Annotated in this window: 27 protein-coding genes and 2 tRNA genes; 10 read left to right on the top strand and 19 right to left on the bottom strand. The window is 51.3% G+C overall.

Annotation, left to right across the window (positions count from 1 at the left end; all coding sequences use genetic code 11):
• Both OR1_RS22910 and OR1_RS18035 read left to right on the top strand, forming a co-directional pair.
• The coding region (locus tag OR1_RS22910; protein WP_237754347.1) for a hypothetical protein at positions 1-393 on the top strand (393 nt) is incomplete at its 5' end.
• A gap of 182 nt (positions 394-575) precedes the next feature.
• Positions 576-1,805, top strand: a complete 1,230-nt coding sequence (locus tag OR1_RS18035; protein ID WP_152609970.1) for a hypothetical protein — start codon at positions 576-578, stop codon at positions 1,803-1,805.
• Positions 1,806-1,840: 35 nt separating this feature from the next.
• Here the strand turns inward: OR1_RS18035 and OR1_RS22605 are convergent, their stop codons facing one another.
• On the bottom strand, positions 1,841-2,383 hold the full coding sequence (locus OR1_RS22605; protein ID WP_202812068.1) for an MFS transporter: 543 nt from the start codon (positions 2,381-2,383) through the stop codon (positions 1,841-1,843).
• Complete coding sequence (locus tag OR1_RS22600) at positions 2,380-3,099, bottom strand: MFS transporter (RefSeq protein ID WP_202812067.1); 720 nt, start codon at positions 3,097-3,099, stop codon at positions 2,380-2,382. Before OR1_RS22600 ends, OR1_RS22605 begins: the two co-directional genes overlap by 4 nt.
• 351 nt (positions 3,100-3,450) lie before the next feature.
• Between OR1_RS22600 and OR1_RS18025 the strand changes: the two genes are divergently transcribed.
• Positions 3,451-3,894, top strand: a complete 444-nt coding sequence (locus OR1_RS18025) for a MarR family winged helix-turn-helix transcriptional regulator (RefSeq protein WP_041973891.1) — start codon at positions 3,451-3,453, stop codon at positions 3,892-3,894.
• A gap of 67 nt (positions 3,895-3,961) precedes the next feature.
• On the top strand, positions 3,962-4,552 hold the full coding sequence (locus tag OR1_RS18020) for a YceI family protein (RefSeq protein ID WP_041973889.1): 591 nt from the start codon (positions 3,962-3,964) through the stop codon (positions 4,550-4,552).
• Positions 4,553-4,666: 114 nt separating this feature from the next.
• Here the strand turns inward: OR1_RS18020 and OR1_RS18015 are convergent, their stop codons facing one another.
• From OR1_RS18015 to OR1_RS18000, 4 genes are all read right to left on the bottom strand, one after another.
• A complete protein-coding gene (locus OR1_RS18015) occupies positions 4,667-5,143 on the bottom strand; it encodes a hypothetical protein (protein WP_041973887.1) in 477 nt (158 codons plus the stop codon).
• A 681-nt stretch (positions 5,144-5,824) separates the two neighbouring features.
• Entirely contained in the window at positions 5,825-6,439 is a 615-nt protein-coding gene (locus tag OR1_RS18010) for a hypothetical protein (protein WP_152609968.1), read from the bottom strand.
• A gap of 480 nt (positions 6,440-6,919) precedes the next feature.
• Positions 6,920-6,996, bottom strand: a tRNA-Arg gene (locus tag OR1_RS18005).
• 160 nt (positions 6,997-7,156) lie between these two features.
• Positions 7,157-7,366: a hypothetical protein gene (locus OR1_RS18000; RefSeq protein WP_041973883.1), complete on the bottom strand. Its 210-nt coding sequence runs from the start codon at positions 7,364-7,366 to the stop codon at positions 7,157-7,159.
• Between the two features lie 94 nt (positions 7,367-7,460).
• Between OR1_RS18000 and OR1_RS21155 the strand changes: the two genes are divergently transcribed.
• The 6 genes from OR1_RS21155 to OR1_RS17970 all read left to right on the top strand — a co-directional run bounded on the left by OR1_RS21155 (position 7,461) and on the right by OR1_RS17970 (position 11,279).
• Positions 7,461-8,186, top strand: a complete 726-nt coding sequence (locus OR1_RS21155) for an AAA family ATPase (RefSeq protein WP_052440639.1) — start codon at positions 7,461-7,463, stop codon at positions 8,184-8,186.
• 215 nt (positions 8,187-8,401) lie between these two features.
• Entirely contained in the window at positions 8,402-8,734 is a 333-nt protein-coding gene (locus tag OR1_RS17990; protein WP_041973880.1) for a hypothetical protein, read from the top strand.
• Positions 8,735-9,095: 361 nt separating this feature from the next.
• Positions 9,096-9,272 (top strand): hypothetical protein, encoded by a 177-nt coding sequence (locus OR1_RS22360; protein WP_160295280.1) that lies wholly within the window; start codon positions 9,096-9,098, stop codon positions 9,270-9,272.
• Positions 9,273-9,537: 265 nt separating this feature from the next.
• Positions 9,538-9,684 carry a hypothetical protein gene (locus OR1_RS22355; protein ID WP_160295279.1) on the top strand — a complete coding sequence of 49 codons (147 nt, stop codon included), beginning with the start codon at positions 9,538-9,540 and terminating at the stop codon, positions 9,682-9,684.
• A complete protein-coding gene (locus OR1_RS17975; RefSeq protein ID WP_041973873.1) occupies positions 9,684-10,448 on the top strand; it encodes a hypothetical protein in 765 nt (254 codons plus the stop codon). The genes OR1_RS22355 and OR1_RS17975 overlap by 1 nt, the downstream gene beginning before the upstream one ends.
• A gap of 234 nt (positions 10,449-10,682) precedes the next feature.
• Complete coding sequence (locus OR1_RS17970) at positions 10,683-11,279, top strand: tyrosine-type recombinase/integrase (protein ID WP_041973870.1); 597 nt, start codon at positions 10,683-10,685, stop codon at positions 11,277-11,279.
• Positions 11,280-11,287: 8 nt separating this feature from the next.
• On the opposite strand, the gene OR1_RS21150 is transcribed toward OR1_RS17970, so the two are convergent.
• From OR1_RS21150 to ftsH, 13 genes are all read right to left on the bottom strand, one after another.
• Positions 11,288-12,316: a hypothetical protein gene (locus OR1_RS21150; RefSeq protein WP_052440637.1), complete on the bottom strand. Its 1,029-nt coding sequence runs from the start codon at positions 12,314-12,316 to the stop codon at positions 11,288-11,290.
• Positions 12,317-12,318: 2 nt separating this feature from the next.
• Positions 12,319-14,037, bottom strand: a complete 1,719-nt coding sequence (locus OR1_RS21145) for an N-6 DNA methylase (RefSeq protein WP_052440635.1) — start codon at positions 14,035-14,037, stop codon at positions 12,319-12,321.
• A gap of 189 nt (positions 14,038-14,226) precedes the next feature.
• Positions 14,227-14,303: transfer RNA gene (locus tag OR1_RS17960), tRNA-Arg, on the bottom strand.
• 66 nt (positions 14,304-14,369) lie between these two features.
• Positions 14,370-14,885 (bottom strand): adenine phosphoribosyltransferase, encoded by a 516-nt coding sequence (locus OR1_RS17955; RefSeq protein ID WP_041973868.1) that lies wholly within the window; start codon positions 14,883-14,885, stop codon positions 14,370-14,372.
• Positions 14,886-14,902: 17 nt separating this feature from the next.
• Positions 14,903-15,880 carry an RNA polymerase sigma factor RpoD/SigA gene (locus OR1_RS17950; protein WP_041973866.1) on the bottom strand — a complete coding sequence of 326 codons (978 nt, stop codon included), beginning with the start codon at positions 15,878-15,880 and terminating at the stop codon, positions 14,903-14,905.
• A gap of 28 nt (positions 15,881-15,908) precedes the next feature.
• Positions 15,909-16,556, bottom strand: a complete 648-nt coding sequence (locus tag OR1_RS17945) for a protein-L-isoaspartate(D-aspartate) O-methyltransferase (RefSeq protein ID WP_041973924.1) — start codon at positions 16,554-16,556, stop codon at positions 15,909-15,911.
• Between the two features lie 87 nt (positions 16,557-16,643).
• On the bottom strand, positions 16,644-17,390 hold the full coding sequence (gene surE / locus OR1_RS17940; RefSeq protein ID WP_041973864.1) for a 5'/3'-nucleotidase SurE: 747 nt from the start codon (positions 17,388-17,390) through the stop codon (positions 16,644-16,646).
• Between the two features lie 139 nt (positions 17,391-17,529).
• The gene (locus OR1_RS17935; protein ID WP_041973861.1) at positions 17,530-18,249 is read right to left on the bottom strand and encodes a pyridoxine 5'-phosphate synthase; all 720 of its coding nucleotides are present in this window, start codon (positions 18,247-18,249) and stop codon (positions 17,530-17,532) included.
• A gap of 4 nt (positions 18,250-18,253) precedes the next feature.
• On the bottom strand, positions 18,254-19,609 hold the full coding sequence (glmM, locus tag OR1_RS17930; RefSeq protein WP_041973858.1) for a phosphoglucosamine mutase: 1,356 nt from the start codon (positions 19,607-19,609) through the stop codon (positions 18,254-18,256).
• Positions 19,610-19,643: 34 nt separating this feature from the next.
• Positions 19,644-20,030, bottom strand: a complete 387-nt coding sequence (locus tag OR1_RS17925; protein ID WP_041973856.1) for a hypothetical protein — start codon at positions 20,028-20,030, stop codon at positions 19,644-19,646.
• Positions 20,027-20,797, bottom strand: a complete 771-nt coding sequence (gene cdaA / locus OR1_RS17920; RefSeq protein WP_041973853.1) for a diadenylate cyclase CdaA — start codon at positions 20,795-20,797, stop codon at positions 20,027-20,029. The genes OR1_RS17925 and cdaA overlap by 4 nt, the downstream gene beginning before the upstream one ends.
• Before the next feature lie 54 nt (positions 20,798-20,851).
• Positions 20,852-21,721: a dihydropteroate synthase gene (gene folP, locus OR1_RS17915; RefSeq protein ID WP_041973851.1), complete on the bottom strand. Its 870-nt coding sequence runs from the start codon at positions 21,719-21,721 to the stop codon at positions 20,852-20,854.
• On the bottom strand, positions 21,721-23,559 hold the full coding sequence (ftsH, locus tag OR1_RS17910; protein WP_041973849.1) for an ATP-dependent zinc metalloprotease FtsH: 1,839 nt from the start codon (positions 23,557-23,559) through the stop codon (positions 21,721-21,723). Before ftsH ends, folP begins: the two co-directional genes overlap by 1 nt.
• Between the last annotated feature and the right edge of the window lie 43 nt (positions 23,560-23,602).

The raw sequence follows: 23,602 nt of genomic DNA, 5'->3' as shown, positions 1-23,602 counted from the left end.
ATACTAATTATTCTTGCTCCGGCCTATTTCGATCATTTTGAAAAAGCCATGCAACACAATTTGTCCACATGTCAGCAACAATTATTGCTGGCAACATTCCTTCACCGGAACCGCTTAGAAAGAGCATATTCAGTTAATTATGCGACATTCACAATCCAACACAGCAGGGCACTCAGGATACAATTATTGCATCCTGAGATGCACACACATTATAACCACTCTTCATCTTTTCCCCTACATAATCAAACCATTACAACCAGACCATCCGAAGGTATTTTCTGGCACAATCGTTGCCATGCACTTAATTTGACATGGTATGATCAGATCAATCTCTGCTGCTTGCTTATTAACTACTTATTTTATCTCAATACATCGGCATCCATCAGAACTTAGTGATTTGAGAAGCAAAACTCGGAACAAAGAGACGTAGCAAGGAGGCCCCTATGAAATGTATTTCAAAAAGTTTTTGCCTTGTGTTCGTGCTTTTCTTGTTTACAGCTGCTGGCTGCACCAACAATCGGAGCAATGCCGGACAACTGGGTACGGGAGACTCCGTAAAGGACAATGCGCTGTTGATGATAGATTCCGGGAAGCAGACGTTCCGCTTCGATACCTTTGGGGATGAGGCCTTCTGGGGGGACACCCTCAAACTCCACCAGGCGATCGAGGGGAGCAGTTTCGGCGGCGTGGGGGCAGGAGTAAGCCCAAAGACCGCCCTTGCCGTGGGGCTCAAGGTCGATCTGGATGCCCTCCCAGCTGACCTGGTCACCAAAATCAAGAATGGAACCCTCGATCTAGATGCCCCTGCCAACACCTTGGCCCTGCTCAAGCTGAATGCAGTCCTCGGGGTTACCGGTTTCTTTAACACTGACGGAAGCATGAAATCGATCGGCATTCAGTGCGCCCTCTGCCACTCCACGGTTGACGATGCGCTTGCCCCCGGCATCGGTCACCGCCTTGACGGTTGGGCCAACCGCGACCTCAATGTGGGGGCCATCGTGAACCTTTCCCCTGATCTGAGCGCCGTGACGGCCCTCCTGGGGGTTGATGACGCCACGGTTCGAGCAGTTCTGAACGGATGGGGGCCAGGCAAGTTCGATGCACAGCTCTTTCTGGACGGCAAGGCCGCCAAACCGGGCGGAGCACTGGGGTCGTCCGCGACCCTGATTCCTCCCGCTTTCGGCCTGGCTGGGGTCAACCTACATACCTCAACCGGTTGGGGTTCGGTCACCTACTGGAACGCCTTTGTCGCCAACCTGGAGATGCACGGCAAAGGGACCTTCTTCGATCCTCGCTTGAATGACGCGGTCAAGTTCCCTGTTGCAGCCCGTGCCGGTTTCGGCAATGTGCGGCAGACTCCCCCTGCTGAGGACCTGATCACCCCGAAACTCGCAGCGCTGCAAACGTATCAACTCGCCATCCCGGCACCAGCGGCACCGGCAGGCTCATTTGACGCAGTCGCCGCAGGGCGCGGGAAAACCCTGTTCAACGGCAAGGCAAAATGCGCCACATGCCATGTGCCCCCACTCTTCACTGAACCTGGTTGGAACATGCACACACCGGCGGAAATCGGTTTGACTGCCCTGAACGACGATTTCCAGGCAAAACGGTCACCGGACGAGCGCTACCGGACAACACCTCTCAAGGGACTCTGGACGCATACCAAAGGCGGGTTCTACCACGACGGGCGGTTTGCTACGCTACTGGATGTCGTAAATCATTACAATACCAACCTGCCAGGCGGGGATTTGGGGCTGAGTGATGCTGAGAAAAACGATCTGGTGGAGTATCTGAAATCTCTTTAGGCACGGGACAGAAAACGCTTCGAAGTGACACTAACTCAAACATTGGCGACATGCAATTTCCTTGATACCTGCCGTTCGATGAAGAACATCATGCCAAGAGTAATGAGCATAGTGCAGGCCGTGACATAGCCAACAGTGTCAAAATGCTGCAATGGTCCATTTTGAGCCGGCTGATAAACTATGAGGCCCGCAACGAAAGATGCAACGCCTCCGGAAACCTGCTGGGTGGCTGAGTTTATACCCATGTATGCCCCTCTGTCCTTCATATCAGGCACGCCGGATATAAGCGCGGAAGAAGAAATCATTCGAGAGGATATGCCTATCCAGAGAAAAACATTGGTCACTATTACAGTCCAAATCGAAACAGGTCCGAGATGGGTGTAGATTATTACCATTAGCATCGACAGAAGGCTGCCTATAACAAACAAACGGTACTTGCCAATATTGTCAGCCAGTCTCCCCAATAGTGGACCGGTAAAAATGGAAACAACCCCTGTAATCAGGAAAATCAGCGACAGGTGGGTTTCCGGGATGAGGACATTATTCACCAAAAATGCGCTACTGAAAGGCATGATCATGAATCCTCCCGTAGCAAGCAGCATCGTCGCAATGAAACCTCGGATATAGAATGGGTTTGATGCGGTATGCCAGAGGTGATGAAACGCGCTTTGTCATGACTCCCTTTGAGATGGGCAGTAACCGGTTTCAGTTTCAAGGCGATGACAACTCCGATCAGTGCCGCCATTGCCGCAATCATCAGGAACGGTGCCTGCCAGTTGAAATAGGTTGCAAGGAAAAGTCCTAGCGGAATACCCAGTACCTGGCTGGCTGAAAAAGCCATCTGTACGAATCCCATCACCCGGCCACGCACCTCCATCTTGAAGATGTCGGTTATAATCGCAAATGATATGGACCCAATTACGCCACCAAAGATCCCCGTGATGACCCTTGCACAGAGCAACAGCAAATAACTATTGGCGATACCGCAAAAGAGAGTGCCAATGACGAAGCCCACGTAGAAGAACAGCAACATCCTCTTACGATCAAATTTGTCGGCAAATCCGGCTGCGCACAGACCTGATGCTCCGGCACTGAACGCATAAGCTGAAACCACCAACCCGAACTGCGAGGTTGAAATGCCTAATCCTGGCATGAGAATGGCCCCGAGAGGTGACAAAACCATAAAGTCAAGAATGACGGTAAATTGAAGAAAGGCCAGAATTGCAATTACGAATATTTCGTAAGGCGTAAAGAGATGTTTGGGATTGTTCAAATAGGGACCTATTACTTCCATATTGTAAGAGTGCTTGGGCACTCATATGCGATACGCATTAGGGTGTATTTGGATAGATACAAACCAAGCAATGGATGGGGAATTGCGTCAATGCCAACCTCTATTTTCATATCGGCATTGTCGAGGAGCTATAAACAGATTAGTATCCCGGCTAGAAGTTTCACTTTACAGAAATCAAGATAGACAAAATCGATGATATTCTAAAAAATTGCAATCATGAATTTTACTACGCCATAAAAATAAAGAGGTTACAGCAAAAAGCTGAGGGTCTGAATATTATGGTTGACAGCTACAGCTGAACAATATAGCTTAATATTAAGCTATGCAACATTGAAATAATTGGGCAGATAAATGAACCCTGCAGGAAATGAAACATATAGAGCCATGAACACCTACACCAAGCTGATGCGGGCGGCAGAATCGGTCACCAGCAGGGTGCATCGCGTCCTGGCAGAACCAAAGCTGACCATAAGCCAGTTTGGCGTGCTGGAAGCGTTATACCATAAAGGTCCATTATGCCAGCGCGACATCGCATCCAAGATCCTCAAGAGCACCGGCAACATCACACTGGTGATCGACAACCTTGAAAAACAGAATCTGGTAAGAAGAGAGCGCGACAACAAGGACCGCCGTTATCTTACCATTTACCTTACAGAATCCGGGACAGATCTGATTGCCAAAGTGTTCACGGATGTTGAAGCAGCAATAGTTACGGAAATGGCATCGCTTAACGATAACGAGCAAGAGTTGCTTGGTCAATTGTGTAAAAAACTGGGAATGAAAGGAGTGTCGTAAGTCAGCGGCATTTTTTTAGGCAAATAGTTCAGCATCAAACTATTTTTACAACAAAAGGAGAAACACTATGAAAAGAATTATCGCATCGATCAGTGCCATTATCGCCCTGGCCCTTCCAGCCTTTGCTTTCGCCACAACCTGGGCCATCGACCCCGATCACTCCAATATCGGTTTCAAGGTTAAACACCTGATGGTATCGAACGTGAAAGGCAGTTTCGACAAGCATACCGGCACTGTTGAGATTAACGACAAAGACATCACCAAATCTAAAGTAGAAGTGAGCATTGATGCCAATTCCATTAACACCAATGTCCAGAAACGCGACGAGCATCTACGCAGCGCCGACTTCTTCGATGTCGCAAAATATCCAGCAATGACATTCGTATCAAAAAAGGTGGCCAAGGCCGGTAAGGACAAATTGAAAGTCACGGGCGACTTGACTTTGCACGGCATAACCAAACAAGTCGTTCTTGATGTTGAAGGGCCGACCAAGGAGAGCAAAGACCCCTGGGGTGCTATTCGTCGCGGTGCCACCGCCAACACCAAGATCAACCGCAAGGACTTCGGCCTGGTCTGGAATAAGGCCCTGGAAACAGGTGGGGTTGCCGTGGGAGATGAGATAACAATCACCCTGGAGATCGAGATGATCAAGAAGTAGCAGAACCTGGAGTAAATCAGGCCGGGATGGAGGATTGCTCTGCCAAAACGGAATACGCCACCGAGATTATCTGCCCTTTATATCAATGTTTCTGCCAGTTTCATATCATTTGTCTCATTTGTTCATACAACCTTTGTTCCCAGCAGGTTGAGTCTCTAATTTCCCTCCTGTCCCTTTGGCAGAGCCGTTACTAGCCTCTATAATGACATTAAATATGCCTCCCCCACCTTTTCCCCAACCAAAGCCGACAGGAATCTTATATTCATAGCTACCGTGTCCATCTTGCATTGGTACAGCAGTCGCGATTGTTCTGATAGGGAGTGCACTAGTGAGTTTAATGTTGACCGTTCTCCCGACATCACCGAAATAATCCCAATAGAATGTAAAAGTTTCGCCTTCGCAATGCCTAATGGTTTGTCCTAACTTAGGAGTTGTAACCGTAATCATGGGAGCTATTTTCTTGATGAGTGTGCGTTGGGGAGGATTCTTAGGGAGTATTTTTTCGGTTAATGCCGCACCTATTACATTTACAGGGGAAATCAGAAAAACCAACAACGGTAATACAGACAGGATGATCAAGGATTTTCTCATGTTCCACCTCCATTTTTGCTTGAAAAAATGTTTATTCCGGTATGAATAAATAGATATCATGGGGAATTTAGTTATTACACATCTCTTCATTGGACTGTTTACTGTCACTTCCTCCTCTTAAGGCATCGCCTACGACATCCTCTGACTCAACGTGTCATAGCAAAATTTACCAGCAGATTGATGATGAGCAAGAGAGAAAATAATAAGAGGGATACCACTTAGTTGCAACCCATATGCAACACACAACATAAAAGGGCCCACAGCAAAAACCTGTAGACCCTTTATTTACTGGCGTCCCCGAGACGACCGGTCCCGGACACAAATTACACCAATTAACATTTGAAAAAACGTAAATAGATTAACTGTAATAACTACGACACAAGCCCTATGATATTACACTAGCTTGTCACAGTGTTTGGGACAGTCGAAAAGGCTTGATTGGTGCGGGGTTAGCTAGCCTTGAATTCTTACCTAACTGATTAAATCTATTGAATTTATACCACAAAATACAAAAAAATTCCAGAGTATATGGTTTCTCGTGAATTGGGTGTTTCGCGGCACGAAACGGGCGAAGCGGTTTAATTTATTTTGAGATATAGAATCAGCTTTTATCTCTTTCAGTTGCAATAAATTCATTGGTGTGGGCTGGCTGGGTAGCGCGGAATATTTACGTCCGCAACATTAAAATGACTTCAAATTGCTGCAAACATCTTCAATAAGTTTTTTCAATTTCAGATAATTAAAGTTGTATAGCAAGAATAAGTCCGTACTTTTGGGAGTAATCCGTCCTGGTGAATTTCTTGGGGCAATGGTACTGATGACCAAATTTGGTGGTGGATTCAATGAACTTGCCTCAATAACATTAAATGTTAAGTTCATGTTTCCATTTGCATCCAGATTGTATTCACTGACATATTCCATATCAAAACCAGTTTGAAAAGTAAAATTAGGATTAGAAGACCTCAATCGCACATTGCCGTTCAGCTTACCATGCGAGTTATTGGATTTTTCATCAAGTTCAGAGTCGTAGTCTGGTTGTGGAATATTTATGAAACCTCCAGAGTTAACATCTAAATAACCGTTAGCATTATCTTTTATTATAAAATCGATACTGCCCTTGATATAATTTGCCATAAAATCTTTTGAATAGGCGGTTTGTTCCTCAGAAGAAGTGATATTAACTTTATTGCTGCACGTTATTGGTGGAAGGTCTGTATGTCTAACCCTCCGTGAAGAACACCCGCAAATTTGAACGGCAATTATCCCGATTAGCATTAAAAGAAGTTTTTTCTTCAAAGGAATCCCCCCCAAAAAAATTATATCAAAATTTTCGCATTTTCGCGGCGATAGTCGCCAAGTCCTTACCCTTTGGCATAATAAACAGACAGCTTCCGTTGCTGCGTTGCTCCCATAGTACCCTAGATTCCGTTTTTCCTTTGAATCCTCATTTGACCACAAGTTTTCTCCCTTGTACTCAACGACCAGATACCTGCCGTCATTCAACAGGCAAACGAAATCAGGATAAAACTTGTCCGTGGTGGTCTGTATAGGTCATTCGGAATGTGCCGTCGGTAGTAATAACGGTTGCCACGTTTAGTCAAATACGGTGGAAGGTTTGGAATCTTCTTTTTTCGGCTATGGCTGTTTGGTTTATTTTCATCCATTTTGCCACCCCTTGTTCATATAAATGCATTAGCTTGGCTCACTAAGCGATTTTATGCTATTTTATAATAAAAACGCCAATTAACTCAATAGGTTAATTGGCGTTAATCATAATGGCGTCCCCGAGACGATTCGAACGTCCGGCCCTCTCCTTAGGAGGGAGATGCTCTATCCTGCTGAGCTACGGGGACAAAATCGTTATCCGCTCCGCTTGTTTGGTCTTTTTCCTAGCTTTTTTAAACTTTAAAATCTGAAGGCAAAAACCTTTAAAACCTAACCCTGAAATGCATATTGTATACTAATTTGTGTACCAGTTTTTGTGCGGTAAAATTAAATATCACAAAATCGGTCTTATTTCAATTTATAGTTGCCTTTACCCTCAACTCGTTCATCAAATATATCCTCAATATTGACCCCTACCAACCCCGCGATAAGCTGCAACTGGTTAATAACGTAGTCGTTTACCTTTATTTCCTTTTCTCGTATTCTATCCATAATTTTCATCATCATTGCATAGTCATTCTGAATTACATCATCAAAAGTAAGTTTTTTGTCACTCATTCCTAAGCCCCTTTATTTTATATAGTAAAATCAGTTGGTTAAAATAGTGGCATCCGTATTTCAATTCTGACGGGTTTTGTCACGTGCCCCTACCGTGGACAAGGGTTTTGACACCCTCATAAATATCATCCCCTCGGAAACCCTATACAGAGAAGGCAAACCCATTAACTTGAACAGCCATGAGGACCAAGCCCGCATTAATTCTCTGTTGGTGGAACTGAGTGATGAAGGCCTAATGCCGGAATTGATCATCATCGACAACCTTTCCAGCATGACGGCGGGAGGGGATGAGAACAGCAACAATGACATTGAAAGCCTGCTTAAGTTCATGACCAGCTTACGCCATAAAGGATTTGCAGTTGTCCTAGTCCATCACAGCGGAAAAAGCGGCGACCAGCGGGGAGCATCAAGGCGTGAGGATTTGCTTGATACCACCATCAAATTGAGTCCGACCAAAGACGACGGTGGCCGGAAAGAGGGAGCCAGCTTCACAATCGAGTTTACGAAATGCAGAGGGAAAAAACCCGACCCTTTCAATCTCCCGGTTGAATGCTTGCAGGTGAGAGATGGCGTCTTTGAATGGGTGATGAAGCACCAGCGGGAAATTCCCAAGATAATCGATATCATGGCGTTCATTCGGGATGCGAAGCCAACCGCACAGAAAGATATTGTTGAGGCTGGAGATTTGGGGTCTAAAGGTGAGATCAGCAAAAGAATCCAGGCTGCCCGGAGTACCGGTTATATCGAAAAATCGGCGTTGGTGTTGACTAAAAAGGGACTGGAAGAGGTTGAGAGATACCTTCCAGAATCAGCCTTTTAGGCCCGAAACTTTTGCCCCTCTAGTTTCGGTTGGTTTCGGTGGAAACTCACCACGAAACTAGAGGGGAGAAACCATAACAGATACAATAAGTTAACTGTGGTTTCGATGGAAACTCAGGCATAGAAAAGGTAGTAAAAGTTTCCACGGAAACCTCTTAAGGTTTCCAGTGGAAACTACCCAGCTCTAAGGCGGAAACAAAAAGGAGGCCTATCAACATGAAACGACCCTATTTGATAGCTTATCGTAACGGCGACAGGATAGCCGCAGATTTTGTATTCAGACACAAAGACGGCGGGGCCTGCTTCGTCTGCCTCTTCTGGGATCTTCCAGAGGGGAAACCGTTTCGTGTGCTGGATGGCCCCGTGTTCCAGTATGAACGGTCGTGGCACGTCGGCGAAGGGGTAACCATCAGGGAGCTTACCAAAGACGATCCAGAATGGAGCGGCTGGGAAGCATGGCAGGAATATAAATCGAGTCCCGAAGGGCGGAGGGCAACGGATGAGCTGGGAATTGCCGCTTGTCTGCGTGATGGAGCGATAATCGACTAATTCCAGTTAGCTGTTAACCACAATCGAATAAAAACTAGAACTTTAGAAAGGGCATTTCCTTGGCATAACCGGCCAGAGAATGCCCTTTTTATTAACCGCTAAACGCCAAGGAAAGGAGGTAAATGATTAATATGTCAGGACAAATCAAAAGGGGTATACCCCGCCCCGGCAGGTTATTCACAGTAAAAAAGACGTTAGCCGAAGCCGCGAGAGTGTACCGGGACGCCCGAACCGGGGCAATCAGCATGAAGGACGGGACAAGCCTTATCTACATTCTCGCCAACATGACCCGCATGATTGAGCAAGGCGAGATCGAACAACGGCTTGACGCTCTGGAAGAGAAGTTGAAGGAGCCCAAACCATGACCAAAGCCGAACGATTGCCCCTTATCAAATCCGCTCATGAGAGATGGAGGAGGAAGGAGCAACGAGCGGCGAAAGAGGCTGATTGGGACGCATCCCGAACAGAACAGGACGAAGAAGGGGAAATCTACCTTGACCGGATCAGCCTACAGCAATTCTTGAGGGGGGATTTTTAAGGATGGGGATTAAGGAACGCATCAGCCGTTTAGAACTTTTGGCGAAGGGGTCGGAACCCCTTAAGCCGAATCGGGTTATCACCTGTAGGGATGCCGAAGGGTTGAGGGCGGCACAGATCGAGGCCGAAGGGAACCCAACCCATAATTATTACCTCCTGACGGTTAAGGATTGCCGCAGACCGACGCGAGCATTTAACGCCTAACGCACTTTCACAACCAACCCCATGGGATACCATGGGCCAAACAGTAAAAGGAGAGTACAGCCATGAACAAAGCCGGAACAGACATGACGCCCAAATGCAACCCCGATGCAGCGAACGACCGGGACGCCTTCAAAGCACAGACCGAAGCCACCAAACGGAAGAACGCCGCTTCACTCGGTAAGTCCAACGGCGCAAAAGGGGGCAACTGATGCCGACACCCGCAGAGGTATTAAAGAAGATTCACCCCGGCCTTATCAGTCGGAACAGCGACATAAATGAAAGCCTGTTCGATTTTCATAATTCCCTCGCCTACGCTTTCAACAACTTTCGGCAGGCGATAGAGTCGGCGGGGAAGGTATCGGAACGCCTCAAGCCGGAAGAACGGTTGAAGGATCAGCAGGAGATTATGAAAAAGGCCTTCACCAACCTACAGGCCGAATTCGATAAAGCGGCCCATCCCTACAAGTCAAGAACCGGAACCATCCTGCAGGAGATCGAAACGGCAAGCCGACCCGCCACCCATAAGAGCGAGACGGCGGAACTTATCGCCCTATTGAGGGCGCAGGAGATCAGGCGGGAATTGTCCACATTACCCCCTGATGAGAGAACAGCCCTTTTACGGTCAACGGTCGCGGCTGGTGATCCTTCCATCCTCTTTGCTTTGGAGGGGTCAATCCTTCCCCTTATCCCGGCGCCGGTTGTTGAGTTGGCGAAAGTCCGTTATCAGGAAACGGCCCTCCCCGATAAGATCGAAGCCTTGAACGTCGCGGGGATCTTTGAGGACAGCGTTACAACCTCCGAACGCTTTATGAAGTCAGCGGCGGCGGATATCGCCAAAGCGGAGGGGTTGGGGGCCATCTTCGATTCTATGAGCGACCCCGACAAGGCGGCGTTTATGAAGATGACTGAAGGGGAGAAAACGGCCTTCATCTCTGATAATGGGTTGGACGCCTTCAAAGAGTCGTTACGGTAAGAAATCCGGCAGGGCATGGGGCCTTGTTGGAGATAGGGGGAAACGGCTTTGTATGAGGGCCGTTTCCCCCTCTGAATCCCAACTATAGCCTAAAAGTTTACATTCGGTGAAACCCGTAGACCCTTATAGACAAAGGATTTACGGGTTTTATCGTTTTTTCATTTTACATTCACTCAAAATGAATATAAAGTTTTCATCATATTACCTCAGAACTTTATATTTCCAGGGTGAAAAATGGCGGCTCTCAATCATCCCAAAATTGGCGACAATATCAAGGTTGACCCGATCCGAAACGTGAAGGACATCAAGAACATCAAAAAGCTGTTGGCCGACCATCCCCGAAACCTTGCCCTATTCATCACAGGGATAAATACCAACCTCAGAGCGTCGGACCTTCTGAAAATTACAGTTGGACAGGTCAAGCACCTTTCACCCGGCGACCACTTCACCACCAAAGAAAAGAAAACGGGGAAACCCCGAAACATAACCATCAATACTACAGTTTATGATTCGGTTCGGGCTTTACTCGATACCATGCCGGAGGCCGGAGACGATGAACCTATTTTCCAGTCGAGGAAGGGAGGGAAACCCCTTTCAGTTCCTTATCTCAACAGCCTAGTTAAAGGGTGGTGTGATGCGGTAAACCTCAAGGGGAATTATGGCAGCCACACGCTAAGAAAGACTTTCGGTTATATTCACAGGACCATTCACGGAACCGATATTCCAACCCTGATGACGATGTTTAATCATTCCACCCAGAAACAAACCCTCGCTTACTTGGGCATACAACCTGAGGAGATCAAAGCGGCCTATCTGAAAACGATAGGCTGATATTCAAGTCAATCCATCTCGTTATCACCTTCCGGCAACTCCTCAGCAAGTCCTTCGTCAATATCCTCGATAAGCTCGTCAGTAAGCTCGTCTGCACCTGCAACGTAAAAATGGTGGTCACCGACAGATTTAAGGTAATCAGCTAAACCTATCCTCGCGGTAGAAATCGACTGATAGTAATTGCGAAACGCACTTGAGGCCTTATCAGCCTCTTCTCTACTCGATGGGATCGGTATTCTGATTTCCAAAAACCTTTTTCCCACATCCTCCCTGTTTGTTTGCATGAAGACGATGCGCTTCCATTGATCTCTGACAATTTTCAAAGTCAATGCCCAAAGCAAATAAAATACATCGAAGTCCGCTTCGGGGCCTGGTCGAATAATTATGATCTCTTTTGTCAATACGACCCGCTCTTGACCAGGCATCAAGACGCAAAAATCGCCGATATTTTTTGACGTTCTCTCGGGACAAAGTAGATCATACGGTTCAAGGTTTGATGATTCCCCATGCCAAAATTTTCTCGCGACAGACAGGGGCACCCTATTTGTCGGATTGATATTCACGAAACCAGCCCTCAAATCTGAAACCTTGATGTAAGGAACCTCTCCGATTCTTTGGTCATGAGATGGTGAACCATGCCCACCCCTTATAGTAATCAAATCCTCTCCCAGTAATTCCCCGAGGGTTGCACTAGAATAACCGGAAAATCGGGGGGTAGCTAGGGCATCTGTAAACTGCTTGTTGAACCTTTGATCATAGTAAACGGGAACCGCACAACTAAGGCTGACTTCCGCGCTATCAACAAAACGGAGGGTATTTGTTGTCTCTCCTTGAGTTAAAGCAACCATGTCATCAAGTAGTGCATCATCGATTGCATCGACACTCTCCCCCGTATCTGGGTCGGTGGTTTGAATCCGCATCCCAGAAGCATGATCAATCTTCGGAAGAAGCCTCCCGCCTTTTGTCAGTCCGCAGGTAGGGGCGGTTGACACCATAATCTTGTCATTTGAAAACCATGATGGTTTATTTATAGCCATTATCAATTCTCCGTATCTGCACTGGGTTGGGTATTTGCGGGGCCGTTTCCTACTTTTTCGAGGATGTAAAAATTCGTCTTTGCCCGACAGAATTCCTCAAAAGCCTCCATAGGGATGTTCAGCATACCTCGGAGTTCAAACCGATCCTTTACCCACCCCGGCAACCACCTGTAGGAGTGGCTAAAAAAGTACGTCTCAGGCAAAACGATACCTACACGCCCCCCAGTTCGTAACAGCCTATGGGCGAGTTCCAGATATACAAGACCAATTTCAAGATCCGCATGATCATCAGCGCCACGCATTGCAGCCGCAATCGATATTGTATATCCCGCTGCTTTACAATCGGCAGCTTTGACTTTGAGGTCTGAACCGAAAGGGGGATTTGTTACAACAACAGTAAATTGCTCGTGAACGTATGGTGGTTCTTGCTTCCCTAGTTCTTGCCCCAACTTCGGAAATTTCTGGAACCACTGATTGACCCTAACCGCATCGCCAAGTAACGCATGGGTGGACCCGTCCCGCATTGCAACCATAATTGCACGCGTAAGTTTCACGCCTATATCGTCTTTATCAACCCCGTATAGGTTGTCGTTGGCCCATTTAATCAAATTCCACGCTTCATCTTCAGCAGGAAATTCATTTTTGGCTACCTGCCTTAGAGCCTCGACAAGAAAGGACCCCGTTCCGCAAGCAGGGTCGATAACTTTGTCCTGAGATGTAATCTCTAACGCCATTATTGCTGGCCTTACAACCCGCAAGGGGGTCAAATATTGTCCTTCTCCGCTTTTGAGTGCCGATGTTCTTATGATCTGAAAGGCCTTTGCCAACAAATCAACATCGTCCCCGAGTATCCTGAACGGTGCTAATTCGGCAACCACGGCGAAAACAGTTTCATCTGTTAGCAATATCTGGTCACGGTCGTTGGGATTGAAAATCCTTGTTCTTTGCTGGCTGAAATATTCCTTAAATTGCTCATGGATTGCTTTGGCTGTGATAGCAACTTTTGTTACGTTGTCGCCATAGATGCGAAAGTTCACCGGCTTATCTCGGTTTGCTGACCTGCTGGCAAATGCGTCACTGTCGAGCTTTACAAGTAGGACATGGATTAATTCCCGCAGTTGATCTTCTCTTCGATTAACATTGGTATCCCCGACGACAGTTGTAGCCACAAGACGACGGAGTGCCCCAGCAAGTTCAACCTCTGATGGGACGCGTAAAGTGTTCCATGTAGGGGGAGAATCAGGGGGCTGGGTTAGATCGTCGCCGGGGTGAGGAAGAGATGCACCCTCAACAAACACCCAGTCGGATTGATGGCGTTTATAGACGGCTAGACTTCTTGAGCCATTTGTCCAAAAACCCATTTTCGCCATCGGTTCATTACTGAGATAGCGGATAAGCTGCGACCGCCCCTTATCTATATCGGGGGCTTTGAATTCAAATATGACCTGCAAAGCATGCCATTGGCCGCTTTCGTCAGCAAAAGCAACTAAATCGGCACTTCCGCACGTTGCATACTTCTGGCCTCGTTCTCTCTTTGTCAGGTCGTGAGGAGTATCGGGAATGGGCCATTCGGGTTTCCACCTAAGTTGACCATCACCCCATCCAAGTTTTTTGAGGTCGTGAATAATCCTCTGCCTGACCGATTCCTCAGGTGCAAGTGTTGAAGTATTGGGTTTACTATCGTCACCGCTGACAAGTAACTGCTTTTTGGGTCTGGCCATGCAAACTTACCTCACTCGATAAACATCGGGATATCCCATCGAAAAATGGGTTACTCTTTTTAGCGCAATTTATAAAAAATGGGTAGCTCTTTTTTTAACGGCGGGGATTAAAAGTACAACTAGAGTACAACTGAATTAATTACAAAATAAAAAGGACTTAACCGAAGCTGGCTAAGTCCTTGTTTTTATTGGCGTCCCCGAGACGATTCGAACGTCCGGCCCCTTCCTTAGGAGGGAGATGCTCTATCCTGCTGAGCTACGGGGACATGAAATTTGTTTATACCGCACGGAACCGTTAATTGCAAGGTTCTTGTGCCTGGTAAGGCATGGCGTCAGAACTGGAGCAGCGAGTAAACCTTCCCTTCGGGGAGCCTCTTCTTCCCTTCCAGGAACAAAAGCTCGACCATGAAACAGCACTCCACGATGTCGCCCCCCATGCTCTTCACCATATCCACGACGGCAGCGGTGGTACCGCCGGTGGCCAGCAGGTCGTCGGCGATCAGGATCTTCTCCCCCGGCTTGATGGCATCGGTATGGATCTCAAGGGAGTCTGTGCCGTACTCCAACTCGTAGCTCTTTTTGAACGTCTCGGACGGGAGCTTGCCCGGCTTGCGGACCAGGACCACCCCGGCGCCGAGCTTGTAGGCCAGGGCCGAGCCGATGATAAAACCGCGGGCCTCCACTCCGACCACCTTGTCGATATGCTGACCGACATAACGGTGCGAAATGAGGTCGATCATCCGCTGATATGACTTGGCGTCGGCAAGGAGAGTCGTGATATCCTTGAAAATGATCCCTTTTTTGGGAAAGTCGGGGATATCCCTGATGATGTTCTTCAACTCGTCCATCGATCCGCTCCTTAAAATTACGATTTATATTCCGTGGCCTCGGCCATTTTACGCAGTTTTTCCAGAGATTTTGCCTCTATCTGCCTGATCCGCTCCCTGGTAACGCCGACACTCCGGCCGATGGTGTCCAGGGTCTCCGGCTCCTTGTCGTCAAGGCCGAACCGCTTGGCCAGGATGCTTTTTTCGTTATCGGACAGGGTCTCGAACCATTCCAGCACCAGTGCGTGTTTGTTCTTGTCTTCAAGCAGGGCGGAAGGGGAGATGGTCGAGGTGTCTTCAATGGTGTCGATCAGGAAATAATCACTGTTCTCACCCATGGGACGCTCGATGGAATAGGTCTTCTTGAGCAGGACCATCAGCCGGCGGACATAGGCGGAGTTCACCTCCATAACCGTCGCCACCTCTTTGACCGACGGTTCGCGATTCATTTTCTGCATCAGCTCCCGGGTGATCCGGAGCATCTTGTTGATATCGTCGGAGACATGCACCGGCAGCCTGATGGTCCGCGACTGGTTCACCAACGCCCGCTCGATGGACTGCCTGATCCACCAGGTCGCATAGGTGGAAAACCGGCACTCCTTGGAGAGCTTGAACCGCTCTACCGCCTTGATCAGCCCCATGTTCCCCTCTTCGATCAGATCGAGAAACGGGAGCCCCCGGTTGATGTAACGCTTCGCAATCTTGACCACCAGTCGCAGGTTGGATTCGATCATCCGGTCCCGGGCTGCCTTGTCTCCCTTGGCAATCTTTGCCGCCAGTTCTTTCTCGTCATCGGCGGTCAACAGCTTGGTCTTCTGGATTTCGCGCAGATAGAGCTTGATCGCGTCATCAAAGTGCTCAACCTCGGGAACCTTTATCTCTTCTTCTTCCGCTTCCTCGGTATCCTCGGCTTCTTCAGCCTCGAACTCCAAGGAATCAGGCTCTGCCTCCAGAAAAATCTCCGGAGGAGTATTTGAGTCGTCGTCAATCTCCTTGATCAGATCATCCCTATCCATGGAACCTCCGCTCGTGCGATGCAGATTTTTACTCTTCAATGCCCCAACCTGCCTTTCCCACAAGCTTTACAAATCGGCAGCCGACAGATTGCTCACTCTGAAATCCATCGGCAGTTCTGGTTACGCGCTTTAGCACTTGTTCAAACTGATTACCTACCGGGATCACCAACCGGCCACCCACGCTCAGCTGTTGGAGGAGCGGGGCCGGAATATCCGGGGCGCCGGCAGTAACAATTATGGCGTCGAATGGCGCCTCTTCCGGCCAGCCTACGCTGCCGTCGCCGATCTTGAGGTTCACATTCAGCAGATGCAGACTGTCCAGAACCCTTCTGGCCCTCAACGCAAGCGGCCGGAACCGCTCGATCGTATAGACCCGATCAACGAGCGTTGCCAGTATTGCGGCCTGATAGCCGGAGCCGGTTCCGATTTCCAGGACCCGCTCACCTCCCGAGAGATTCAGGAGTTCGGTCATCAGGGCAACCATGTACGGTTGGGATATGGTCTGCTTTTCTCCGATCGGCAGGGGCGAATCGCTGTAGGCATTGGTTGCCATAGCCTCTTCAACGAAAAGGTGGCGCGGGATCTTCAGCATGGCGTCGATGACCCGCTGGTCTGCTATGCCGCGGGCGATCAGCTGCGTTTCCACCATCCGCTTTCTGGATATTTCGAAGTTAATCACGGGTGCGCTCCAATCGCGGCAAATTTATACCAGAGGCAGAGGAAAATGTCCAGCAGAAGCGGGATACAACGGGCAATAACGCGGTTACCCGGAAAACCAGGAGGCAATCTTGGGGATGGAGGAGTGATTGGTGAGATCAAGGTGCAGCGGGGTGACGGAGACATGCCCCCGGGAAACGGCATGATAGTCGCTCCCCTCGATATCGTTGAACTTGAGATCTGCGGTACCGATCCAGTAGTAATTCCGCCCCCGCGGATCGACCTTGTCCACGATGGTGCCGTCGTAGCGCCTCTTCCCCTGGATCGTGACCAAGGTTTTCCCGAGCCGATCGTACGGCAGGTCCGGGACATTCACATTCAGGAAGGTATCGACCGGGAGGCCGTTTCTTAACAGGTTGCGGGCGATTTCCTGCGCTACCTTGGCAGCCGATGGATAGTTTTCCCCGTCAGCCATGGTGACCAGCGATACGGCAATGGCCGGTATCCCCATGAGCGTCGCCTCCATCGCTGCCGAGACAGTCCCCGAATAGGTGACGTCGTCACCGAGGTTGCCGCCGCGGTTGATGCCGGAGACGACCAGGTCGGGCGTGAAATCGAGCAGGCTGTGGATACCGAGATTGACGCAGTCGGTCGGGGTGCCGTCAACCGCAAAACGCCGCTCGCCCAGACAATGCGCCCTGAGCGGATGGTGCAGGGTCAGCGAATGACCCACGGCGCTCATCTCGCGATCAGGGGCAACCACTGCCACCTCGCCGATCTCCGCCATCGCCTCGGCCAGATGCGCCAGACCGACGGCATTGATTCCATCATCGTTAGTAACCAGTATCTTCATGTCGGTTTATTACCAAGCGGATTCGGAAAAAACTCCATATGCAAGGCTTGCGAGTCCTGAGAAGTGAGGCGTACCTGGAAGGTACGTCGCAACGACGTGGGATGAGCGTAACGCAGCAGATGGACTTTTGCCGGATTCGTCATGCGTACTGGATAAGGGCAACCATGTCGCGTACGGCCCGCTCCAGCCCGGCCAGAACGGCGCGGGAGATGATGGAATGGCCGATGTTGAACTCCTCGATGCCGCCGATGGCTGCGATCCGTTTGATGTTCGAGTAGTTGAGGCCATGGCCGGCGTTGATGCCGAGCCCCAGTTTCTGGCCGAGCTTGATGGCGTTCTCGATTCGGGTCAGCTCCCGGTCTTCCGTCTTCCAGTCCGGGGCGTCCGCGTAGCTGCCGGTATGGATCTCGATGCAGTCGGCCCCGCATTTGCTCGCCGCCTTTACCTGGTCCGGGTCGGGGTCGATGAACAGGCTGACCGTTATCCCCCCCTGCTGAAGCCGCTCCACCGCCTCGGTTATCTGTTCCATGGCGACCCGCACGTCAAGCCCGCCTTCGGTGGTCAGTTCCTGGCGCTTTTCCGGGACCAGGGTACAGCAGTCCGGCTTAGTGGCAAGCGCAATCGTTATCATCTCCTGGGTTGCGGCCATTTCCAGATTGAGACGGGTCTTGACCGTCTGGCGGAGGATCTTCAGGTCGCGGTCCTGGATGTGCCGCCGGTCTTCGCGAAGGTGAATGGTGATGCCGTCGGCGCCGGCCAGCTCGGCAATGGCAGCCGCAGCTACCGGGTCCGGCTCCGCGCCTCCCCTGGCCTGACGGATGGTTGCTACATGATCGATGTTTACTCCGAGGCGCGCCATGCTATCAATGCCCTCCCAGCTTGTTTTCAACCAGGGCCGCAATCTCTTTGGCCCATGAGGTTATCTGGTACTTGTCCTGCCCTTCCATCATGATCCGCAAGAGCGGTTCGGTGCCGGAATACCGGATCAGGATCCGTCCCTCATCCCCAAGTTTTGCCTCGACATCGTTGACCAGCGCGGCGATTTCCGGGATGGTCATGATATCCTGCCTCTCGGCAACCCTGACGTTTACCAGCACCTGCGGCAGCGGGGTCATTACCTGGGCAAGTTCGGAGAGGGTCTTGCCGGTACGCCGCATGATCGCCAGGACCTGCAGCGCCGTCAGCATGCCGTCACCGGTGGTATTGTGGTCCAGGAATATCATATGCCCGGACTGCTCACCGCCGAGGTTGTACCCTCCCCTGCGCATCTCCTCAACCACGTAGCGGTCCCCGACCGCGGTCTTTACCACCTTGCCGCCCGCCTTTTTCACCGCAATGTCCAGCCCCATGTTGCTCATTACCGTGGCCACGACCGTCGACTTCCGGAGCATGTTCTGTTTCAGCATGTCACTGGCGCAGATCGCCATGATATGGTCGCCGTCCACTTCGTTGCCGAATTCGTCCACAAAGATGACCCGGTCGGCATCGCCGTCCAGGGCGATGCCGAGATCGGCGCGGTGCTCCTTGACCGCTTCGCTGATCACCTCGGGGTGGAGCGAGCCGCAGCCGTCGTTGATATTGGTGCCGTTGGGCTGTACCCCGAACTTTATCACCTCGGCCCCCAACTCGCTCAACACGGCAGGCGCCACCTTGTATGCCGCGCCGTTGGCGCAATCAAGGACAATCTTCATGCCGGACAGGTCGAGTTCCTTGGGAAAGGTGCTTTTCAGGAACACCACGTAACGGCCGATCGCATCCTCGATCCGGTATGCCTTGCCGACCTCGGTGGCGATCGGGCGGAGCGAATCGATCTTCTGGGAAAAGATCAGCTCCTCCATCTTCAGCTCCATGGCATCCGGGAGTTTGAATCCGTCCTTGAAGAAGAACTTGATGCCGTTGTCCTGGAACGGGTTGTGCGAAGCAGAGATGACCACTCCGGCGTCGGCACGCATCGAAGAGGTTATGTAGGCTATCCCGGGGGTCGGCAGTGGGCCGACCTGCAGGACATCCACCCCCATCGAGCAGATGCCTGCCATCAGGGCGTTTTCGATCATATACCCGGAAAGCCGGGTATCCTTGCCGATTACAATGCGGTGACGACGGAGGCTGTTCTTGAATATATAGGCAGCAGCACGGCCAAGTTGCATGGCCATTTCCGATGTCATGGGGTAGACATTTGCCACCCCGCGAACCCCATCGGTTCCAAAGAGTTTTTTCATAACAAACACCTCCAGAGGTAAACCTGACGCCAGGTCAACGCGCGAGCCTGGCCAGGGATAGTTCTATGTGTGCCGGATAGATGCGGGTGACCCGGATCCTGCTGTCGCTGATCAGGGTCTTATCCAGGTTGGTGAACGAGACGCTTCCCTCCCGAACCCCGGCCATGTCGAGAATCAGCCGTAACGAATCCTTCCGCAAGGTCATCAGTGACAATCTGCTGCCGCGCAGCTCCACATCGAGCGCCACCGGCGGTTTGTCCACGATGGTCAGCCCGCTATCGAGATTGATCATGACGACCGGCACCTGCACCCTGGTTTCGGCATCCTTGCCGGCCATTACATACAGCCAGAAGAGCGATCCCATCACCAGGGACACGATCTTTAGCGACAGGTTGTTGGCGATGAAATCCGGCAGGTTCATTGCGGCCGCCTGGCAATCAGATAACGTTTCAGCTCTTTGCGCAGCGTTGCGCCGGTCAGATCTTCGTTGATCTTGCCGTTACCGGCAATGGCAACCCGGCCGGTTTCCTCTGAAACGATTATGACAACGGCATCGACTATTTCCGTAAGTCCGATGGCTGCCCGGTGCCTGGTTCCGAGGCTCTTGCCCAGTTCATGGTTCTGGGACAAGGGGAGAAAACAGCCCGCCTTGGTGAGTTTCCCCGCTTGAATAATCACGGCGCCGTCATGAATCGGCGAATACGGGAGAAAGATCGAAGTCAGCAGTTCGCTGGTCACCTTGGCGTCGATGTCGGTCCCCACGGCGAGAAAGTTATCCAGAGACATCCCCCGTTCCAGGACTATCAGCGCGCCGATCCGCCTTGCGGACATCGATTCCACGGCAATGACAAGTTCATCGATCAGTTCGGTCAGATCGTCCTGGCGGGTCAGATGGCGGTCCCGGTCCCGGCTCAGGCTGACCAGGGCGCGCCTGATATCGTGCTGGAAGATAATTGCCACGATCAGCAAGCTGATCGAGAAAACACTTTCAAGCAGCCACCCCAGTGATTCCAGACCGATCATTCTGGCGCCGAGATAGACCAGAAAAGCGATAGCCAGCCACAACAGCAGACGGAGCGCGATCCCGCCCCCCCGCAGCAGCAGGAGGAAATGATAAATAATGAAAGAGACGAGAAATATATCGAGGAGGTGCAGCAACCAGTTGGTTCCTCCCGTGATCTCGGTCATGGAACCCTCTATAACCGGCATAGGACAAGAGTTGACAAACGAGTATACAGGTAGTCAAGCATTATGCGGAGGGGTGTATCCGTCACGTATCGCCTGCGCCATGACCGCAACATCACGCATCTGACTGACGTCATGAACCCTTACAACCGCTGCACCGTTCAGAACAGCGGCAGCGACCGTGGCAGCCGTCCCGAAGAGACGCTCCTGCACTCCCCGGTCGAGAACAGTCCCGATAAATCTTTTCCTGGAGGTGCCGGCCAACAGGGGGAGATCGAGAACGGCAAACTCCCTGAGACGCCGCAAGATCTCCAGATTGCCGTGGATATCCTTGCCGAAACCGATGCCCGGATCAAGCACGACGCGATCCCGTGATATCCCTGCCATCTCCGCCCGCCCTAGGGCATCGGTAAAATATGAAAGCAGCTCTGCTACAATATCGTTATAGGCCGTGTCGGTCTGCATCTCGGTGGGCCTGCCGCGGGTATGCATGAGAACGACCCCGGCTTCGTATTTCGCCACTACACTTGCCATTCCCGGGTCGAATGTCATGGCGCTTATGTCGTTCACAATTTCCGCGCCGCTAGCCAGGGCCGCTCTGGCAACACCGGACTTGTAGGTGTCGATGGAAATCGGTACTGAAAGCCGGTGGACCAGCTGCTCGATAACCGGTATTACCCGGCTGAGTTCGTCGGCTTCTGGTAACGGCTCTGCAAACGGGCGGGAGCTTTCACCGCCGATGTCGATGATATCGGCACCTTCGCCCTCCATCTGCACCGCCCGGTCAACCGCCCGATCGATCTCCAGAAAGGAGCCGCCGTCCGAAAATGAATCCGGGGTTATATTCAGCACCCCCATGATGCAGGGGGCGCCGGCAAGGTTGACAGACCGGCGGGCCAGCCTCCATGCCTGACCGGGAACCGGCATTACTCTTCCGGAGCCCCGCTTGCCGGAGCCTCAACAACGGGTTGCGGAGCAATTACCGGATTAACGATCCGCTCGACCTCGTCGCCGGTCAGGTTCTCTTTCTCGATCAGCTCTTTTGCCAGCTTATGCAGCAGATCGACCTGATCGCCGAGCATTTTGACTACCCGGCTATAGTTTTCGTCCACGATGCGCCTGATCTCGTTGTCGATCTCGACTGCCGTGGCTTCGCTGAAGTTCTTATGCATCGCCATGTCGCGGCCGAGGAATATCGATTCATCCTTCTTGCCGAAGGTGACCGGCCCCATCTTATCGCTCATCCCCCACTCGCACACCATCTTCCGGGCGATTTCGGTCGCGCGCTCGATATCGTTGCCGGCGCCGGTGGTCTTGCTGTTGAAGATGATCTCCTCGGCGGCACGCCCTCCCATGAGGACCGCAATCCGGTCAAGGAGCGATTCCTTGGTGTAACTGTGCTTGTCCTCGATCGGCAGCTGCATGGTAACGCCCAGGGCGCGGCCGCGCGGGATGATCGAGACCTTGTGCACCGGATCGGTGCCCGGAATCAGTTTTGCCACAAGGGTATGGCCGGCCTCGTGATAGGCGGTATTCTTCTTCTCCTCTTCGGAGATCACCATGCTGCGGCGTTCCACACCCATCAGGACCTTGTCCTTGGCATCGTCGAAATCGATCATCTCGACCACGGTCTTGTTCTTGCGTGCTGCCAGCAGCGCGGCCTCGTTGACGACGTTCGAGAGGTCGGCGCCGGAAAAACCGGGGGTTCCCCGTGCAATCACCTCAAGGTCAACCTCAGGCGACAGGGGAACCTTTTTGGCATGCACCTTGAGGATCATCTCCCGGCCCTTGACATCGGGACGGGGCACCACCACCTGACGGTCGAACCGGCCGGGTCTGAGCAGCGCCGGATCGAGCACGTCCGGCCGGTTGGTGGCCGCAATCAGGATAACACCCTCGTTGGATTCAAAGCCGTCCATCTCCACCAGGAGCTGGTTCAGGGTCTGCTCCCGCTCGTCATGGCCGCCGCCGAGGCCGGCACCGCGATGCCGCCCCACGGCGTCGATTTCGTCGATGAAAATTATGCAGGGTGCGCTCTTCTTGCCTTGGACAAAAAGATCGCGAACCCGGCTGGCGCCGACGCCGACAAACATCTCGACAAAATCGGAACCGGAGATGGAAAAGAACGGCACCCCGGCCTCGCCGGCGATCGCTCGGGCCAGAAGGGTCTTGCCGGTACCCGGAGGCCCCATCAACAGCACCCCTTTCGGGATCCGGCCGCCGAGCTTGGTGAATTTCTTCGGGTCCTTGAGGAAGGAGATGATCTCTTCCAGCTCCTCCTTGGCCTCTTCTATGCCGGCCACATCCTCAAAGGTGATCTTACCCTGCGCCTCGGTGAGGAGCTTTGCCCGGCTCTTGCCGAACGACATCGCCTTACCCCCGCCGGCCTGCATCTGGCGCATGAAAAAGATCCATACCCCGACCAAAAGAATCAGCGGGAACCAGGAGATAAAGATCGAAAACCAGGAAAATTTCTCCTCGTCAGGCCGTGCCGAAACAGCGATCTTCTTTTCCAGAAGCTTAGGCGTCAGGTTGGCATCCGCAGGCTTGAAGCTTCTGAATTCCTTACCGTCGGAAAATTTGCCGATAATATCGTTCCCCTGGATAATGACCGACGCCACTTTGCCGGCATCAACAGCGGTCACGAACTCGCTGTAGTTGAGCCTTTCCTGAGCGGGCTTCGGCTTGTTGAACAGATTGAAGAGGAGAATCATCATCAAACTGATAACCAACCAAAGTGCAAGGTTCTTGTAGAACTGGTTCAAGAGCAACCCCCTGTGTGAGTACCGTGCGCAGGCCGATCACAAC

This window comes from Geobacter sp. OR-1 (genome assembly GCF_000813145.1).
Classification (GTDB): domain Bacteria; phylum Desulfobacterota; class Desulfuromonadia; order Geobacterales; family DSM-12255; genus Geoanaerobacter.
Note: the sequence above shows the minus strand (reverse complement) of the source record. Positions and strands in the feature narration are given on the sequence as shown.

Bases quoted from the DNA above. Each gene is read 5' to 3' on its own strand.
- OR1_RS18025 (WP_041973891.1), top strand. From the start codon at position 3,451: ATGAACCCTGCAGGAAATGAAACATATAGAGCCATGAACACCTACACC.
- surE (WP_041973864.1), bottom strand. From the start codon at position 17,390: ATGAAGATACTGGTTACTAACGATGATGGAATCAATGCCGTCGGTCTG.
- OR1_RS21145 (WP_052440635.1), bottom strand. From the start codon at position 14,037: ATGGCCAGACCCAAAAAGCAGTTACTTGTCAGCGGTGACGATAGTAAA.
- OR1_RS22355 (WP_160295279.1), top strand. From the start codon at position 9,538: ATGAACAAAGCCGGAACAGACATGACGCCCAAATGCAACCCCGATGCA.
- OR1_RS17955 (WP_041973868.1), bottom strand. From the start codon at position 14,885: ATGGACGAGTTGAAGAACATCATCAGGGATATCCCCGACTTTCCCAAA.
- OR1_RS21150 (WP_052440637.1), bottom strand. From the start codon at position 12,316: ATGGCTATAAATAAACCATCATGGTTTTCAAATGACAAGATTATGGTG.
- folP (WP_041973851.1), bottom strand. From the start codon at position 21,721: ATGCCGGTTCCCGGTCAGGCATGGAGGCTGGCCCGCCGGTCTGTCAAC.
- OR1_RS18035 (WP_152609970.1), top strand. From the start codon at position 576: ATGATAGATTCCGGGAAGCAGACGTTCCGCTTCGATACCTTTGGGGAT.
- OR1_RS17925 (WP_041973856.1), bottom strand. From the start codon at position 20,030: ATGAACCTGCCGGATTTCATCGCCAACAACCTGTCGCTAAAGATCGTG.
- OR1_RS22360 (WP_160295280.1), top strand. From the start codon at position 9,096: ATGACCAAAGCCGAACGATTGCCCCTTATCAAATCCGCTCATGAGAGA.
- OR1_RS17935 (WP_041973861.1), bottom strand. From the start codon at position 18,249: ATGGCGCGCCTCGGAGTAAACATCGATCATGTAGCAACCATCCGTCAG.
- cdaA (WP_041973853.1), bottom strand. From the start codon at position 20,797: ATGACCGAGATCACGGGAGGAACCAACTGGTTGCTGCACCTCCTCGAT.
- glmM (WP_041973858.1), bottom strand. From the start codon at position 19,609: ATGAAAAAACTCTTTGGAACCGATGGGGTTCGCGGGGTGGCAAATGTC.
- OR1_RS17975 (WP_041973873.1), top strand. From the start codon at position 9,684: ATGCCGACACCCGCAGAGGTATTAAAGAAGATTCACCCCGGCCTTATC.
- OR1_RS17950 (WP_041973866.1), bottom strand. From the start codon at position 15,880: ATGGATAGGGATGATCTGATCAAGGAGATTGACGACGACTCAAATACT.
- OR1_RS22605 (WP_202812068.1), bottom strand. From the start codon at position 2,383: ATGATCATGCCTTTCAGTAGCGCATTTTTGGTGAATAATGTCCTCATC.
- OR1_RS17970 (WP_041973870.1), top strand. From the start codon at position 10,683: ATGGCGGCTCTCAATCATCCCAAAATTGGCGACAATATCAAGGTTGAC.
- OR1_RS18020 (WP_041973889.1), top strand. From the start codon at position 3,962: ATGAAAAGAATTATCGCATCGATCAGTGCCATTATCGCCCTGGCCCTT.
- OR1_RS18015 (WP_041973887.1), bottom strand. From the start codon at position 5,143: ATGAGAAAATCCTTGATCATCCTGTCTGTATTACCGTTGTTGGTTTTT.
- OR1_RS22600 (WP_202812067.1), bottom strand. From the start codon at position 3,099: ATGGAAGTAATAGGTCCCTATTTGAACAATCCCAAACATCTCTTTACG.
- OR1_RS18000 (WP_041973883.1), bottom strand. From the start codon at position 7,366: ATGAGTGACAAAAAACTTACTTTTGATGATGTAATTCAGAATGACTAT.
- OR1_RS17990 (WP_041973880.1), top strand. From the start codon at position 8,402: ATGAAACGACCCTATTTGATAGCTTATCGTAACGGCGACAGGATAGCC.